We start from the raw sequence: 14,480 nt of genomic DNA on the forward strand, positions 1-14,480 counted from the left end.
CCGACCAAGGTCGGCACCCACCACGACGCGGCGGCACGCACCACCGCGCGGCCCCATGCAAAAACGCCCCGGCCGAAGCCAGGGCGTGCCCTAGGAGAGGGTCTTGGGCTCAGTACTGGGCGTTGAGGGTCACGCCCGAGAAGGTGCTGTAGGCCTTCACCCGTACGTACCAGGTACCGGCAGCGGGGCTGTTGACCGTGCAGGTTTCGCTGTTGCCGCTCAGGTACGGACGGCACGTGTAGGCGGTATCGGTCGGCGCGCTGCCCTGCCGCAGGTACAGGTCGGCATCACCGCTGCCGCCGCTGATCGTCACCCGCAGCTGGCTGCTGCCGGACGGGACATTGACGGTGTAGTTCAGCGAAGCGCCCGATGCGGCACCCAGTCCGCTCACCGGTACGTTGTTCTGCAGCACGGTGCCGCCCGGGTTCGGGTTGCCACCGCCATTGATCGCTGCCGCCACTGCAGCATCGGCGTCGATGATGCCGGCGCCACAGCCACCCGAACAGGCACCCGGCAGCGGCCGAGCGGTGCTCTTGATGATGCTTTCCACCTGGGCCGGGCTCAGCGGGCTCGGTGCGACCGACTGCATCAGCGCGACCACGCCGGCCACGTGCGGTGCTGCCATCGAGGTGCCGTTGTACGAGGCATAGCTGGCGCTGCCCGGCGTGGTGGTGCCGGTGTTGAGAGTGGACAGGATCCCCTGGCCCGGCGCGGAGATGTCGATGCCCGTGCCGTAGTTGGAGAAGCTGGCACGTGCGCCCGCCGACGTGGTGGCCGCCACCGCGATCACGTTCGGGCAGTTGGCCGGTACCGATGAAGACACGTTGGTGTTGCTGTTGCCTGCGGCCACCACCACCGTGGTGCCACGGCCGACGGCGCCGTTGATCGCGTTCTGGTAGGTGGTCGAGCAGCTGCCGCCGCCGCCCAGCGAGAGGTTGATGACCTCGGCCGGATTGGCATTGGCCGGCACGCCGCTGACACTGCCGCCGGAGGCCCACACGATGGCGTCGGCGATGTCGGAGGTGTAGCCACCGCACTTGCCGAGCACGCGCACCGGCACGACCTTGGCATTGAAGGCAGTACCCGCCACGCCGGTGCTGTTGTTGGTCACCGCTGCCACGGTGCCGGCAACGTGGGTGCCGTGCCAGCTGGAGTTGGAGGCCGGGTAGCCTGCGCCACATTCGTTGGCGGCGTACCAGTCACCCTCGTCGTTGGGATTGCTGTCGCGGCCACCGCCGTCGCGTGCCATTGCCGCGTCGCTGATGAAGTCATAGCCGGGCAGGATGTTGGCGTTCAGATCGGGGTGGTTGGTGATGCCGGTGTCGATCACCGCGACGACCACGCCGGTGCCGGTGGCCTTGTCCCAGGCCGGGCGCACGTTGATCGAGGCGTTGGACGTACCGAACCCCCACTGTTCGCTGAAGCGGGTGTCGTTCGGCGTCAGCGTCGCGCGCATGATCTGGTCGACTTCCACGTATTCGACGTTGGGGTCGGCGGCGAGCTTGCGCATCAGCAGTTCGGATTCGGCCTGGTCCAGCGGACGATCGGTCCTGACCAGGGTCGGGCCGACGGCCAGCTTGCGGACCTGCTGCAGGCCCAGCGCGCGGCCCTGGCTGCTGGCAAGGCCCGCAGCCGCCGTCTTCAGCGACGATGCCAGGGCGGTGGTGTTGGCCACCGGCGCACTGCCGTCGCGATACTTGACGATGAAACGCTGGTGCGTCGGCGCGGACTGCAGCCCGCTGAGCTGGACATCACCGGCCAGCGCAGGCGTGGCCAGCAGCAGCGATGAAAGAACGGAAGCACCAAGGACCACCCACACTCGACGCACACGCGGTTGCGTTACCTGGGACATCGTATTTCCCTTTCTAGTGGTGTGAATGCCGGAATCGGCAGAAACACCGGCCCGAACCATGGGCTGGCTTGCGTTGGCGAGGTCCGGAGTCCGGCGAGCCAGCGGATCCCCCTTACGATCCGCCGTGCCGATGACGCTAATGGCCTAAACCGGACACCACAATATTTTCAGTGTCTTTTCAGGAACATGAAATGTTCGATCTGAGACTTTCCGGGTCGAGGGTTTGTGAAGATGAAGGAACTTTCGCGCCACGCGCACGAACCTGACTGGGCAGATGTCCTGTCCACCGATGACTTTGCCGACATCGGCGGCCGGCCTTCCCTGTAAACGACGAAAGCCCGTCGCGGGGACGGGCCTTCGGGGAACAGCGCCGCCGGGCATGGGCCCGGCGCTACAGCCTGGCGGGAGGATCAGCCCAGCCTGACCAGCCAGTTGTGACGGTCCGGCAGGCGGCCGTACTGGATGTCGGTCAGTTCCTTGCGCAGCGACATGGTCACTTCGCCGGCCGGCGCGTTGAGGTCGCCCACCGAGAAGCCTTCGCCCTTGAGCTGGCCGATCGGAGTCACCACCGCAGCGGTGCCGCAGGCGAACACCTCGCTGATCGCACCGGATGCAACGCCGTCCTTCCACTCGTCGATGCTGACCTTGCGCTCCTCGACCTTCATGCCGCGGTCGCGGGCCAGCTGCAGGATGCTCTCGCGGGTGATGCCTTCCAGGATGCTGCCCGACAGCTGCGGCGTGACCAGGGTGCCGTCCTTGTAGACCAGGAAGACGTTCATGCCGCCCAGTTCCTCCAGGTACTTGCCCTCGACCGGGTCGAGGAACAGCACCTGCGAGCAGCCCTGCGCCTGGGCCTTCTGCTGCGGCAGCAGCGAGGCGGCGTAATTGCCACCGCACTTGGCCGCGCCGGTGCCGCCCTTGGCCGCACGCGCATATTCGGTAGACAGCCAGATCGACACCGGTGCCACGCCCTTGGCGAAGTACGGACCGGCCGGGCTGGCGATGACGTAATAGCCGGCCTTGTGCGCGCCACGCACGCCGAGGAAGGCCTCGTCGCCAATCATGAACGGGCGGAAGTACAGGCTGGACTCATCCGCCGACGGCACCCAGGCGCTGTCCACGGCGATCAGCTGTTTCAGCGACTCGACGAAGATCTCCACCGGCAGTTCCGGCAGCGCCAGGCGCTGTGCAGAGCGCTGCAGGCGACGGCCGTTGGCATCCGGACGGAAGGTCCAGATCGAGCCGTCGGCGTGGCGGTAGGCCTTGATGCCCTCGAAGATCTCCTGGCCGTAATGCAGCACGGCCGCTGCCGGGTCCAGCTGCAACGGGCCATAGGCACGCACGTTGGCGTTGTGCCAGCCGGTGTCCTTGTCCCACCGCACTTCCACCATGTGGTCGGTGAAGTGCAGGCCGAAACCCGGCTTCTCCAGGATCGTGGCGCGCTCTTCAGCGCTGCGCGGGTGGTCCGAACGGGTGACGGCGAAGCTGGGGATGGACTGGGACACCGGAGGATTCCTGTTCTGGTTGCGGGTAGTGCCGGGCCCGCGTCACTGCGGGCCCTGGGTCAAAGCATGCCGGTCTCGAGACGGGCCGCCTCGGACATCATGTGCTGGTTCCATGGCGGATCGAACACCAGCTCGACGTCGGCCTCGGCCACCGTCGGGATCATTTCCAGCTTGCTGCGCACGTCGTCGACCAGGATGTCACCCATGCCGCACGCGGGCGCGGTCAGGGTCATCTTCACGTCGATCTCGCGCTGGCCCTCGTCCAGATGCTTGATCTCGACCTCGTAGACGAGGCCCAGTTCGACGATGTTCACCGGAATTTCCGGATCGAAGCAGGTGCGAAGCTGCTGCCATACCAGTTGCTCCACCTGTTCGTCGGTGGCGTCGGCCGGCAGCTCCAGCGGCGCGGGTGCTTCCTTGCCGATGGCGTCGCCATCCTTGCCGGCGATGCGGAACAGGTTGCCTTCGACAAATACCGAATAGCTGCCGCCCAACGCCTGGGTGATGTACCCATAGCTGCCGGCGGGCAGGGTCACGGTGTCGCCCTGCGGGACCATCACGGCCTCGCAATCGCGTTCGAAGTGGACAGGTTCGCTGCTACGGGAATACATGGGGACCGATATGGGGCCGTGGCCATGGCCACGCAAGACGGCATTCTAGCCCAGCCGTCCCGCGCCCGCCGGTGCACCGCGGCAAACCACAGTATCCTGTGGGTGACTTTCAGGAAGCTTCGATGTCCTCCAATGCCGCGCGTGCCAGGACCGTGACCTGGCTCTGGCCCTTCATGCTGCTGCTGGGCCTGGTTGTTGCTCCCCTCGCCTGGATGCTGCTGGCCCTGATGACCGGCCGCCAGGTCGGCTGGATGGCGGTGCTGACTGCTCTGGAACTGGTGTTCATGCTGCGTCTGGGCACACTCGGTCCCGGCCGTCTTCGCGTGGCCCTCGTGGTGGCCGGCACGCTGCTGGTGGCGGCGGTGGCGAACTGGGCCATCGCCAGCGCCTGGATGGGCGGCTCGATGGGGCTCAACCCCTGGGATGCCTCGCTGCGCATGGGCCCGCATCTGGCCTGGACGCTGATCAACCTGGCCAATGGCGCGATGGAATGGCTGTGGCTGGCGATCGGCGTGGCCGTCGGCGCCTGGCTGGCGCGCTGATCGCACCTGATTCGGGTAGCGCCGGGCCATGCCCGGCGAGCGCAGCGGCCCTCGCAGCAGGCGCCGGGCCATGCCCGGCGCTGCCGGTACGGCTCAATGACCGCCGTCGAGCGCCTTCAGCTCGCTGACCAGCGACGCCGCCGCCTCAGCGCCGTCCCCGTACAGCATGCGCGTGTTGTCGGCGTAGAACAGCGCATTCTCGATCCCGGCAAAGCCGGTCCCGCGACCGCGCTTGATCACCACCACGTTGCGTGCGTTGATCACGTCCAGCACCGGCATGCCGTAGATCGGACTGGCCGGATCGGTACGTGCGACCGGATTGACCACGTCGTTGGCGCCGATCACCAGCACCACATCGGTGCTGGTGAACTCGGGATTGATGTCGTCCATGTCGGCGATCAGGTCGTACGGCACACCGGCCTCGGCCAGCAGCACGTTCATGTGCCCGGGCATGCGCCCGGCGACCGGATGGATGGCGAACTTCACCTTGACCCCGCGCTGCCCCAACCGCTGTGCCAGTTCCCAGATCTTGTGCTGGGCCTGGGCCACGGCCATGCCGTAACCGGGCACGATCACCACGCGCTCGGCGAAGGCCATCATTGCCGCCACATCGGCCGCCTCGATCGGCTTCTGCGCGCCGGTGATCGCCTGTGCCTCTCCGCCTGCACCGCCACCGAAATTGGAGAACAGCACGTTGCGGATCGGCCGGTTCATCGCCTTGGCCATCAGGCGGGTCAGCAGGATGCCCGCCGCGCCGACCATCATGCCGGCGATGATCAAGGCCTCGTTGCCCAGCACGTAGCCCTCGAAGGACACCGCCAGGCCGGTGAATGCGTTGTACAGCGAGATCACCACCGGCATGTCGGCGCCACCGATCGGCAGCGTCATCAGCACGCCCAGCGCCAGTGCCAGCACGAAGAAGGCGATGATCGCCCAGGTGCTGAGCGTGCTGGCCGCGACGATGGCCAGCACCACCACCGCCAGCGCCACCACCAGGTTCAACGCCTGCTGCCCTGGCCAGGTGACCCGCTTGTCGAGGCGGCCATCCAGCTTGGCCCAGGCGATCACGGAGCCGGACAGCGACACCGCGCCGATCGCGGCGCCGACCACCGCCAGCAGCAGCACGGTGGTGGAAGGCTGGCGTGCGGCAAGGTCGGCCAGCGCCTGTTCGCTCCAATGGGTGGTATCGCGATGGGCCAGGAAGGCGTAGCGCAGCAGTTCAACCGCACCGATCGCCGCCGCCGAACCACCGCCCATGCCGTTGTACAGCGCCACCATCTGCGGCATGTCGGTGACCGCGACCTTGCCGGCCGACCACCAGGCCAGGCCGGCACCCAGCAGCAGCGCGACCAGGATAAGCGGCACGTTGTGCAGCTCGGGCAGGAAGAAGGTGGCCGCGGTGGCCAGCAGCATGCCCAGCCCGGCCCAGCGGATGCCGCTGCGCGCGGTCAGCGGCGAGGCCATCCGCTGCAGGCCGAGCAGGAAGAGCGTGGCGGCCACCAGGTAGCTGGCCTTGACCAGCCAATCGAGCAGTTCGACGGTGCTGATGTTCAAGCCTGCGGCTCCTTCGGTTCGTCCTTGCCTGCCCGCGGCGCGCTCGGCCTGAACATCTCCAGCATGCGCGCGGTGACCACGTAGCCGCCGGCGGCGTTACCGGCACCGAGCACCACGGCGATGAAGCCCAAGGCCTTTTCCAGCGGCGTCTGTGCGTGGCCGAGCACTACCATCGCGCCGATCAGCACGATGCCGTGGATGAAATTGGAACCCGACATCAGCGGGGTGTGCAGGATCACCGGCACCCGCGAAATGATCACGTGGCCGGCGATGGCGGCCAGCATGAAGATGTACAGCGCCACGAACCCGTCACTCATCGGCAACGCTCCCGCTCTGTCTTCGTCGGCCCATCATAACCATGGGCTGAACCCGGCGCGCATCCTCGTCAACCGGGGCCGCGCTCACGCGTTGTCGATGGTGACCCCGAGCAAGGAACCGTACCCTGTGCTGGTGAGCAGCCCCGTCCCCCCGACCGCCGACACCGATGCCCTGCCGGCGTCGCTGGAAGCGTTCCTGGCGAGCATCGGCCCGCGCGCGTTCCGCTTCGCCGAGGCCGGCCTGCGCCAGCGCGAGGATGCCCTGGACGCCGTGCAGGATGCCCTGCTGCGCATGCTGGACTATGCCGACAAGCCCGCCAGCGAATGGGCGCCCCTGTTCTGGAGCATCCTGCGCCGGCGGGTGATCGACCTGCAGCGCCGACGCCGCTTCCGCCTGCCGTTCTGGCGCGACAACCAGGATGCCGACGGTGCCGACATCGACTGGGCCGACCCCGGCCCTACCCCGGCGCAGGCGCACGAGCAGCACCAGCAGTACCAGCAGTTGGTGCAGGCGCTGCGTACGCTGCCCGCCCGCCAGCGCGAAGCGTTCACCCTGCGCGTGCTGCAGGATCTGGACGGCGCCACCACCGCCCGCGCCATGGGCTGCAGCGAAGGCGCGGTAAAGACCCATCTCGCACGCGCCCGGCAGGCGCTGCAGGATTATCTGGAGAACCCCCCGTGAACCGCTCCCTGCCCTCCGATGACGCCTTGCGGCGCCTGCATGCGCATTCTCTGCGGGCGCTGTCGCCGGCAACGCTGTCGCGCCTGCGCCAGGCCCGCCAGGGCGCCCATGCAGCCCATCGTGGGCGCTGGCGTTGGTGGCTGGCCAGCGCCTGCTCGCTGGTGGTGGCGCTGGGCATCGGCGTGCAGTTCACCGGTCCGGACGTGCCGACGCGGCCAGCGCCGGTACCGACCGTTGCCGCAGTGGAAGACAACAGCGCGCTGTACGACGAGAATCCCGATCTGTACCTGTGGCTGGGCGACACCGACCTGGCGATGGAGTGAATCATGCTGCGACATCTCTCCCTGCCCCTGCTGATCGCCCTGGCGCTGCTGCCTGCAGCACCGGTGCTGGCGCAGACCCATGCGCCCGCGCCGCCCGCTCCCGGTGCTCCACTGCCTGCCTGGGATCAGCTCAGCCCCGCCCAGCGCGAGGCGGTGCTGGCCCCGCTGCGCGACCGCTGGAACGGCGCCGATGCCGGTCAGCGCCAGCGCATGCTGGCCCATGGCCAGCGCTGGCAGTCCATGAGCCCGGAAGAGCGCGACAAGGCCCGCCGTGGCCTGCGCCGGTTCGAGCACATGAGCCCGGAACAGCGTGAACAGGCACGCGCACTGTTCGGGCAGATGCGCCAGCTGCCCCCTGCCCAGCGCGACGCCCTGCGCGATCGCTGGTCCCGGATGACGCCGGAGGAGCGTCGCGACTGGGTGCGGGACAACCCGCCACCGGCAAAGCCGCGGTAGGCCTTCGGGATGCAGGGTCAGATCCCTTTGCCAGAGGCAAAGGGATCTGACCCCATGTCATTCACGCCTGCCAGCGCGTCTTTGCCAGCAGTTCGTCTTCCCAGTCGAAGCTCAGCTGACCTTCGCGTACGAACAGGGCAACGAAGTTGAGCAGGTTGCGCGCATACATCTCGCTGGCCTGGGTCGCACCCCGGCTGGCCAGGCCCAGTGGTCCATCGATGGTCACGCCCTGGTGTTCGATGCACTGCCCCGGCTGGGTCAGCGCGCAGTTGCCGCCGCTCTCGGCCGCCAGATCGACGATCACACTGCCCGCCTCCATGCCTTCCACCATCGCCGCAGTGACGATGGTCGGTGCCGGACGGCCCGGCACGGCTGCGGTACAGATCACTACATCGACGCTGCGCAGATGGTCGGCCAGCCGCCGCTGCTGCTCGGCCCGTTCTTCCTCGGTCAGCGCCCGCGCGTAGCCGCCCTCGCCGGCCGCGCTGACGCCCAGGTCGAGGAAGCGTGCGCCCAGCGACTGGATCTGCTCGCGCGTTTCCGGCCGCACATCGAATCCTTCCACCTGGGCGCCGAGGCGGCGCGCAGTAGCGATCGCCTGCAATCCTGCAACGCCGGCGCCGATCACCAGCACCTTGGCCGGACGCACGGTACCGGCCGCGGTGGTCAGCATCGGGAAGAAGCGCGGTGCACGCTCGGCTGCGATGAGCGCAGCCTTGTAGCCCGCCATGCCGGCCTGCGAACTGAGCACATCCATCGCCTGCGCACGGGTGGTGCGCGGCAACAGCTGCAGCGGGAACAGCAGCAGGCGGTCCTCGCTGGCCAGCGCCGCCAGTGTCGGATCGCTGGCCGGCGTCAGCAGGCCGACCACGGCTGCGCCCGGCTTGAGCCGGGCCAGCACCTGCGCCGGCGGCGCCTGCACGCACAGAAGGATGTCGATCTCGCCCCAGCGACCGTCATCGAATGCACGTGCGCCCGCGTCCTGATAGGCGGCATCGGGAAAACCGGCGGCCTCGCCCGCACCGGTTTCGTACCAGACGGTGACGCCCAGTGCGGCGAGCTTGCGCGCGGTCTCCGGCGTCAACGCTACGCGCCGTTCGCCCGGCGCGGTCTCCTTGATCCCCAGCAACGCCACGGCCATGCAGGTCCCCGCTGATCGGTGAGTTTTCCCGATCCTAGCAGGCGGCTCCCGCTCAGTGCAGGGTGGCGTTGCCCGGGTCGAGGCGGTCGATCACGCCCTGCATGGCGCTGTCAAAGGCGCCATCGTCGACATGCGCACGCAGGCGGCCCAGCCGCACCATCACCGCCAGTTCCTCCGGCGAAGCCACGCAGAAGCGCACGCCACGCCGGTTGACGAACAGCAGCCGGGAAGAAATCGGGCTCACCCAGGACAGCTTGCCGGCCTGCACCTTGCCGTCCTTGTCGACGAAGTCGAGCCAACTGCCGATCTCCATCCGGCGGAAGCGATCGGCATCGGCATTGTCGAAATCGTCGGTATCCACCTGGCTGCCCAGTTCGACCGTCGGCGAGTCCGCAACCGGCGGCATGGGCAGGACAACCTGCGGCAGCTCCGGCAGCGCACGTTCCAGCTCCGGCCGTGACTCGGCGATGCCCTGCAGGGTGTCATGCAGTGCATCGATGGCCGAGGTTGCCGCATCGCCGTGTACGCCGACACTGGCGAACACCTTGGCCAGCACCGGCTGCCAGGCTTGCAGCCAGGGCTTGCCGATGATCTGCCGGCGCGCTTCGGCCACTTCCTCCAGCAGGCCATCGCCCAGGGCCAGGGCTTCGGCGACCGATGCACCGTCTTCGCCCTCGCGCAGCAGCGCCAGGGTCAGGTGGTGCTGCCACGGCTGGCGCAGGAACTCGGCGATGGCCGGTGGCAGGGTGGCATCGCCTATGCGGCGATCCAGCTCGGTGGCCGCGCGCGTGCGGGCCATTTCCAGCTTTTCCTGGCCGCGCTGCGTTTCGGCTGCGCGCCGCTCGGCAATCTCGACGCGGCGACGGTGCTGCACCAGGAAGTCGCGGAACTCCTCTTCCAGGGTGAGGAAGATGGCCAGGTTCTCGTTGAACTCGGCGACCAGGCGCTCGATGATCTCCTCCACCTTGGCCATCAGCATGCGCTCGGCCTGGCTCTCGCCGGTGTTGCCTTCGCAGGCCTCGGCCAACGAATTGAGCAGCTTGCGCGCCGGATGGGTCTTCTGCACGAACATGCGGCGGTCGAGCATGGCGACCTTGACGAAGGGCACCACCAGGCGGCCGATCAGTTCGCGCGAGCGACCCTCCAGTTCGCGTTCATCCAGCATGACGTCGAACAGCATGCCGACCAGGTCGATCGCGTCCTCGTCCTGCGGATCCAGGCGGGTCTGGCCCGGGTCGACGCCCAGCCGGGTGGCGCTGGACAACACCTCGCTCTTCAGGCGCTGCGCGAGCGACTCACCATCCTCACCGATCGCCGCACGCAGCGTGGCGCTGGGGGTCGCCTGCAGCAGCGACAGCACCGACATCATCTCGCGCTGGCTCAACGGGCGCTGCTGGCCCACGGCCACCTGCGCGGCCGATGTTGCGTCCTCACGCACGTGGCGCGTCTGCTGCAGCAGTTCCTGCAGCGCTTCCAGCAACATCCCCTGCTGGCCATAGGCCTCGCTGCCGGCGGCGCCGGGACCGTCCCCACCGGCCTGCTGAAGGTGGCCTCGGCGCTCGGACCAGCGCGCGGCGAAGCGCTGCGCCCACGCCGGTGCGGCCTGCTCGTCATCGCTGAAATCGCTGTCGAACCCCGGCACCGGGCGCTGTTCGACCAGATCGTCCAGCCCCTGCGGTGGACGCGGGCCCGGGGCCGCCGGGGTGCGGCGCACCGCGCCCATCTGCGACATCACGCCGGCCGCCGCGAGCTGCTCGTCCAGCTTGTCGTAGATGCGGCCGACCGGCGCGCGCAGGTCGCGCTCGCACAGCTTGATCAGCACCAGGTGGACTTCCGGCGCCAGTTCGCAGCCGGCGAAGGCCTCGTGGATGGCCACGCCCAGATGTTCCGGGCTGATCGGGTTCAGGTCGGCATCCAGCGGCACATCGCCGGCCAGCCAGCCCAGGCGGCGGTCCAGCCGCGCCAGAACCGGCTTGAAATCACGCAGCAGCACCGTGGCGAAGTTGCGCACCGCCAGCCGCGATTCGAGCACGTGCTCGGCCAGCAGGCTCAGGCCATCCTCGGCCGGGCCGGACAGGGTCGCATCCGCCGACAGTGGCTCTCCGGCAACCAGAGCCGCCCAGGCGCGTTGCAGATGGCCGGCAAAGGCCGCCGCTATCTCCTCGCGCCGCCGGCGCAGCTCGCGCATCGCATCAAGGAACAGCAGCTGCGAGGCGCCGGCATTGCCGGCACGGTCGAACAGGGCGTCGTCGAAGCGCGCCAGTGCCGCCCCGAAGGCCTGGCACAGCGCGGGCAGGACGGCGTCACGGGCAAGCTGGAACTGGGCCGGGTCACGACCCGACGTTCCCAACGGTGTGGGCGCGCTCATCATTCGGGAAGGCTCCCCACCTTCTCTGGTGCGACAGACAACATGGACATCGCGACGACCGGCACACCCCATGTACCGATACGTCGATGGTAGGCCGGCCCGCCCCTCACGGACAGTGAAACAGTCCTCACTTCAAACCTCGTGACCCACGGCCCGGCAAGAGGGATATCGTAAGCCGTGCAAGGCCCGCGAGGCGAGAGGAAGCCGGCGTCCGATTGCCGCCAGTGGCATGATGTTCATCACAGTTTGATAGTGAGGGGACAGACGCCGCAGCCACGGCGTCATCGACCACCGCGACTATAATCAAATGCCCGTGATGACCGGTTCAGACGCCATGCCCGACCCCGCCGCCCTGCTTGCCCTCGATGCCCGCCGCTCGGTGCCCTCGCGGCAGCTGGGCGAGCCCGGGCCGGACCCGCAGACCCTGCTGCGTATGCTCACCTCGGCGGTGCGGGTGCCCGACCACGGCAAGCGGGTGCCGTTCCGGTTCCTGAAGATTGCCGGCGATGCGCGTCACACTCTGGGCGCGTTCCTGGCCGAGCGCAGCCGCCAGCGCGATCCCACTGCCGGCGAGGCCGTGTTCGAGAAGGATCGCCAGCGTTTCAGCCATGCGCCGCTGGTGATCGTGGTGGTGGCCAGCCCCCGCCCCGACCCGAAGGTGCCCGAGCAGGAGCAGCTGATGACCGCTGGATGCGTCTGCTTTGCCCTGCTGCAGGCCGCACAGGCGCTGGGCTTCGGCGCCCAGTGGCTGACGGCGTGGATGGCGTTCGACCCGGCCGTACACGCCCATCTGGGGCTGGCCGACGGCGAGCGCATCGCCGGTTTCATCCATATCGGCACCGCCCGCGCCGACGTGCCCGAGCGCGAGCGTCCGGATCCAGCCGCCCTGCTGCGCGACTGGACGCCACCGGCATGACCTTGCCGGCACCGGCGCCGGCGCTGTACCTGGTCGACGCCAGCATCTACGTGTTCCGTGCCTGGCACTCGCTGCCCGACCAGTTCCAGGATGCGCAGGGCTGGCCGACCAATGCCGTGCACGGCTTCGCGCGCTTCCTGCTGGACCTGCTCGAACGCGAGCGTCCGCAGCACATCGCCATCGCCTTTGACGAGGCGCTGGACAGCGGCTTCCGCCATCGCCTGTATCCGGCGTACAAGGCCAACCGCGATCCGGCTCCGGAGGCGCTGAAGCGCCAGTTCGTGCATTGCAAGGCACTGTGCGCGGCGCTCGGTCTGGCCGTGCTTGCCCATCACGACTACGAGGCCGACGACCTGATCGGCAGCGCCCTGCATGTGCACCGCGGTAGCCACCGCGGTGTCATCATTTCCGCCGACAAGGACCTGTCGCAGCTGCTGCTGGACCACGACGAGCAGTGGGACTATGCGCGCAACCAGCGCTGGAGCGTGGCCGGGGTGAAAGCGCGGCATGGCGTGCATGCGCACCAGATCGCCGACTACCTGGCACTGTGCGGCGATGCGGTGGACAACATCCCCGGCATCAGCGGCGTCGGCAGCAAGTCCGCGGCGGTCCTGCTGGCCCACTTCGGCAGCCTGGATGTGCTGTACGAGCGCCTGGACGAAGTGCCCTTCCTGCGCCTGCGCGGCGCAGCGCAGATGGCAGTGCGCCTGCGCGAGCAGCGCGAGCATGCCCTGCTCTGGCGACAGCTGACCACCATCGCGCTGGACGCGCCGCTGGAAGGCTGCCAGCCCGGCCTGCTGCGGCAGACGGCCGACCCGGAGCTGCTCGGCGGCCTGTGCCAGACCCTGCGCTTCGGCCCGATGACCCGCCGCCGGCTGTTCAACGCCGCCGGCATGGCCGACCCGCTTCCCACTCCCTCCTTTTCCAATTCCGGCGAGCCCGCATGAGCCAGCGCAATACCGAAGCCCCGCGTGTCGTCTATGAAGGCAAGTACCAGCGCATGCTGGTACGCGGCACCTGGGAGTACAGCGAACGCACCCACGCCGGTGGCCTGGCGGCGATCATCATCGCCGTCACCCCCGAGGACAAGGTGCTGTTCGTCGAGCAGTTCCGCGTGCCCCTGCAGGCATCGACCATCGAGATGCCGGCCGGGCTGGTCGGTGACATCCATGCCGGCGAGTCGATCGAAGTCTCGGCGGTACGCGAACTGGAAGAAGAGACCGGCTGGACCGCCGAGCACGCCGAAGTGCTGATGATCGGCCCGACCTCCTCAGGCGCCAGCAGCGAGAAGATCGCCTTCGTGCGCGCCACCGGCCTGCGCCGGATCGGCGAAGGCGGCGGCGATGACAGCGAGGACATCACGGTGCACGAGGTCCCGCTCAAGCAGGCTGCCGCGTGGCTGGTGCAGAAGATGGGCGAAGGCTACGAGCTCGATGCCAAGCTCTGGGCCGGGCTGTGGATGATCGAACATCACCTGGACGGGCGCCCGCGTGGCTGACGCCGACCTGCACACCTTGCCGGCATTGCTGGGCGCTGACGACCCGGCGATCTACACCATCCACCGGCCGCAGGGCGCTTCGCCGTACCTGCTGCTGGCCGATCACGCCGGGCAGCAGGTACCGCGCGCACTGGCCGGCCTCGGCCTGCCGCAGCGCGAACTTGACCGCCATATCGGCTGGGACATCGGCATCGCCGGCACCACGCGTGCATTGGCCGAACGGCTGGATGCCTGGGCCATCGAGCAGACCTATTCGCGCCTGCTGATCGACTGCAACCGTCCGCTGGCATCGCCGACCCTGATTCCGGAAGCAAGCGATCACACCGTGGTACCGGGCAACGCCGGCCTGTCGGCCGCACAACGGCAGCAGCGCATCGACGCGATCCACGCGCCCTATCACGCCCGCATCGAAGCGGAACTGGATGCGCGCCGCGAAGCCGGCCGCCCGACCCTGCTGGTGATGATGCACAGCTTCACTCCCTCCATGAACGGCACGCTGCGGCCATGGCATGCCGGCGTGCTCTACCACCAGGACACGCGCTTTGCCCACGCCCTGCTGCAGGCACTGCGCGACGAAGGCGATCTGGTGGTCGGTGACAACGAACCGTATTCGGTAAGCAGTACCAGCGACTACGCGGTACCGGTGCACGGCGAAGGGCGCGGCCTGGTGCACGTGGAACTGGAGATCCGTCAGGACCTGATCGCCGACGCGGCC

15 protein-coding genes are annotated in these 14,480 nt (G+C 68.4%); 8 read left to right on the forward strand and 7 right to left on the reverse strand.

What is annotated here, in order from left to right:
• Positions 1-109: 109 nt before the first annotated feature.
• From QMZ25_RS12190 to sufT, 3 genes are all read right to left on the reverse strand, one after another.
• Positions 110-1,852: a S8 family peptidase gene (locus QMZ25_RS12190; protein WP_053519150.1), complete on the reverse strand. Its 1,743-nt coding sequence runs from the start codon at positions 1,850-1,852 to the stop codon at positions 110-112.
• Between the two features lie 410 nt (positions 1,853-2,262).
• Positions 2,263-3,357: a branched-chain amino acid aminotransferase gene (locus QMZ25_RS12195; protein ID WP_053519148.1), complete on the reverse strand. Its 1,095-nt coding sequence runs from the start codon at positions 3,355-3,357 to the stop codon at positions 2,263-2,265.
• A 59-nt stretch (positions 3,358-3,416) separates the two neighbouring features.
• Positions 3,417-3,968, reverse strand: a complete 552-nt coding sequence (gene sufT / locus QMZ25_RS12200) for a putative Fe-S cluster assembly protein SufT (protein WP_004144911.1) — start codon at positions 3,966-3,968, stop codon at positions 3,417-3,419.
• A 122-nt stretch (positions 3,969-4,090) separates the two neighbouring features.
• On the opposite strand from sufT, the gene QMZ25_RS12205 reads away from it, so the two are divergent.
• On the forward strand, positions 4,091-4,510 hold the full coding sequence (locus QMZ25_RS12205; RefSeq protein ID WP_053519146.1) for a hypothetical protein: 420 nt from the start codon (positions 4,091-4,093) through the stop codon (positions 4,508-4,510).
• Between the two features lie 93 nt (positions 4,511-4,603).
• Here the strand turns inward: QMZ25_RS12205 and QMZ25_RS12210 are convergent, their stop codons facing one another.
• Complete coding sequence (locus QMZ25_RS12210; RefSeq protein ID WP_283219698.1) at positions 4,604-6,064, reverse strand: NAD(P)(+) transhydrogenase (Re/Si-specific) subunit beta; 1,461 nt, start codon at positions 6,062-6,064, stop codon at positions 4,604-4,606.
• The gene (locus QMZ25_RS12215; protein WP_053519142.1) at positions 6,061-6,381 is read right to left on the reverse strand and encodes an NAD(P) transhydrogenase subunit alpha; all 321 of its coding nucleotides are present in this window, start codon (positions 6,379-6,381) and stop codon (positions 6,061-6,063) included. Before QMZ25_RS12215 ends, QMZ25_RS12210 begins: the two co-directional genes overlap by 4 nt.
• Before the next feature lie 97 nt (positions 6,382-6,478).
• Between QMZ25_RS12215 and QMZ25_RS12220 the strand changes: the two genes are divergently transcribed.
• From QMZ25_RS12220 to QMZ25_RS12230, 3 genes are read left to right on the forward strand one after another with little or no spacing between them, the layout of a single operon-like run.
• On the forward strand, positions 6,479-7,063 hold the full coding sequence (locus QMZ25_RS12220; protein WP_081279792.1) for an RNA polymerase sigma factor: 585 nt from the start codon (positions 6,479-6,481) through the stop codon (positions 7,061-7,063).
• The gene (locus QMZ25_RS12225; protein ID WP_193396237.1) at positions 7,060-7,386 is read left to right on the forward strand and encodes a hypothetical protein; all 327 of its coding nucleotides are present in this window, start codon (positions 7,060-7,062) and stop codon (positions 7,384-7,386) included. The genes QMZ25_RS12220 and QMZ25_RS12225 overlap by 4 nt, the downstream gene beginning before the upstream one ends.
• 3 nt (positions 7,387-7,389) lie before the next feature.
• Positions 7,390-7,842, forward strand: coding sequence for a DUF3106 domain-containing protein (locus tag QMZ25_RS12230; RefSeq protein ID WP_053519136.1), 453 nt, complete (start codon positions 7,390-7,392; stop codon positions 7,840-7,842).
• A gap of 61 nt (positions 7,843-7,903) precedes the next feature.
• On the opposite strand, the gene QMZ25_RS12235 is transcribed toward QMZ25_RS12230, so the two are convergent.
• Together QMZ25_RS12235 and QMZ25_RS12240 are read right to left on the reverse strand one after the other, a co-directional pair.
• Complete coding sequence (locus QMZ25_RS12235; protein ID WP_283219699.1) at positions 7,904-8,983, reverse strand: NAD(P) transhydrogenase subunit alpha; 1,080 nt, start codon at positions 8,981-8,983, stop codon at positions 7,904-7,906.
• A gap of 52 nt (positions 8,984-9,035) precedes the next feature.
• Positions 9,036-11,354 (reverse strand): DUF1631 domain-containing protein, encoded by a 2,319-nt coding sequence (locus QMZ25_RS12240; RefSeq protein WP_128988694.1) that lies wholly within the window; start codon positions 11,352-11,354, stop codon positions 9,036-9,038.
• Positions 11,355-11,685: 331 nt separating this feature from the next.
• Here QMZ25_RS12240 and QMZ25_RS12245 point away from each other — a divergent pair, with 331 nt between their 5' ends.
• The 4 genes from QMZ25_RS12245 to QMZ25_RS12260 all read left to right on the forward strand — a co-directional run.
• Positions 11,686-12,267, forward strand: coding sequence for a nitroreductase (locus QMZ25_RS12245; RefSeq protein ID WP_053519162.1), 582 nt, complete (start codon positions 11,686-11,688; stop codon positions 12,265-12,267).
• The gene (locus QMZ25_RS12250; protein WP_065175990.1) at positions 12,264-13,214 is read left to right on the forward strand and encodes a 5'-3' exonuclease H3TH domain-containing protein; all 951 of its coding nucleotides are present in this window, start codon (positions 12,264-12,266) and stop codon (positions 13,212-13,214) included. Before QMZ25_RS12245 ends, QMZ25_RS12250 begins: the two co-directional genes overlap by 4 nt.
• A complete protein-coding gene (locus QMZ25_RS12255; RefSeq protein WP_053519128.1) occupies positions 13,211-13,765 on the forward strand; it encodes an NUDIX hydrolase in 555 nt (184 codons plus the stop codon). The genes QMZ25_RS12250 and QMZ25_RS12255 overlap by 4 nt, the downstream gene beginning before the upstream one ends.
• Positions 13,758-14,480 (forward strand): N-formylglutamate amidohydrolase (locus QMZ25_RS12260; RefSeq protein WP_283219700.1); only part of this gene is annotated, 723 nt, incomplete at its 3' end. The genes QMZ25_RS12255 and QMZ25_RS12260, both read left to right, overlap by 8 nt.

This window comes from Stenotrophomonas sp. RS-48, assembly GCF_030053245.1.
In the GTDB taxonomy this organism is placed as follows: Bacteria; Pseudomonadota; Gammaproteobacteria; order Xanthomonadales; family Xanthomonadaceae; genus Stenotrophomonas; species Stenotrophomonas maltophilia_P.

Coding starts and splice junctions, on each gene's coding strand:
- QMZ25_RS12190 (WP_053519150.1), bottom strand. CDS start 1,852: ATGTCCCAGGTAACGCAACCGCGTGTGCGTCGAGTGTGGGTGGTCCTT.
- sufT (WP_004144911.1), bottom strand. CDS start 3,968: ATGTATTCCCGTAGCAGCGAACCTGTCCACTTCGAACGCGATTGCGAG.
- QMZ25_RS12205 (WP_053519146.1), top strand. CDS start 4,091: ATGTCCTCCAATGCCGCGCGTGCCAGGACCGTGACCTGGCTCTGGCCC.
- QMZ25_RS12215 (WP_053519142.1), bottom strand. CDS start 6,381: ATGAGTGACGGGTTCGTGGCGCTGTACATCTTCATGCTGGCCGCCATC.
- QMZ25_RS12220 (WP_081279792.1), top strand. CDS start 6,479: ATGGTGACCCCGAGCAAGGAACCGTACCCTGTGCTGGTGAGCAGCCCC.
- QMZ25_RS12230 (WP_053519136.1), top strand. CDS start 7,390: ATGCTGCGACATCTCTCCCTGCCCCTGCTGATCGCCCTGGCGCTGCTG.
- QMZ25_RS12235 (WP_283219699.1), bottom strand. CDS start 8,983: ATGGCCGTGGCGTTGCTGGGGATCAAGGAGACCGCGCCGGGCGAACGG.
- QMZ25_RS12240 (WP_128988694.1), bottom strand. CDS start 11,354: ATGATGAGCGCGCCCACACCGTTGGGAACGTCGGGTCGTGACCCGGCC.
- QMZ25_RS12245 (WP_053519162.1), top strand. CDS start 11,686: ATGCCCGACCCCGCCGCCCTGCTTGCCCTCGATGCCCGCCGCTCGGTG.
- QMZ25_RS12250 (WP_065175990.1), top strand. CDS start 12,264: ATGACCTTGCCGGCACCGGCGCCGGCGCTGTACCTGGTCGACGCCAGC.
- QMZ25_RS12255 (WP_053519128.1), top strand. CDS start 13,211: ATGAGCCAGCGCAATACCGAAGCCCCGCGTGTCGTCTATGAAGGCAAG.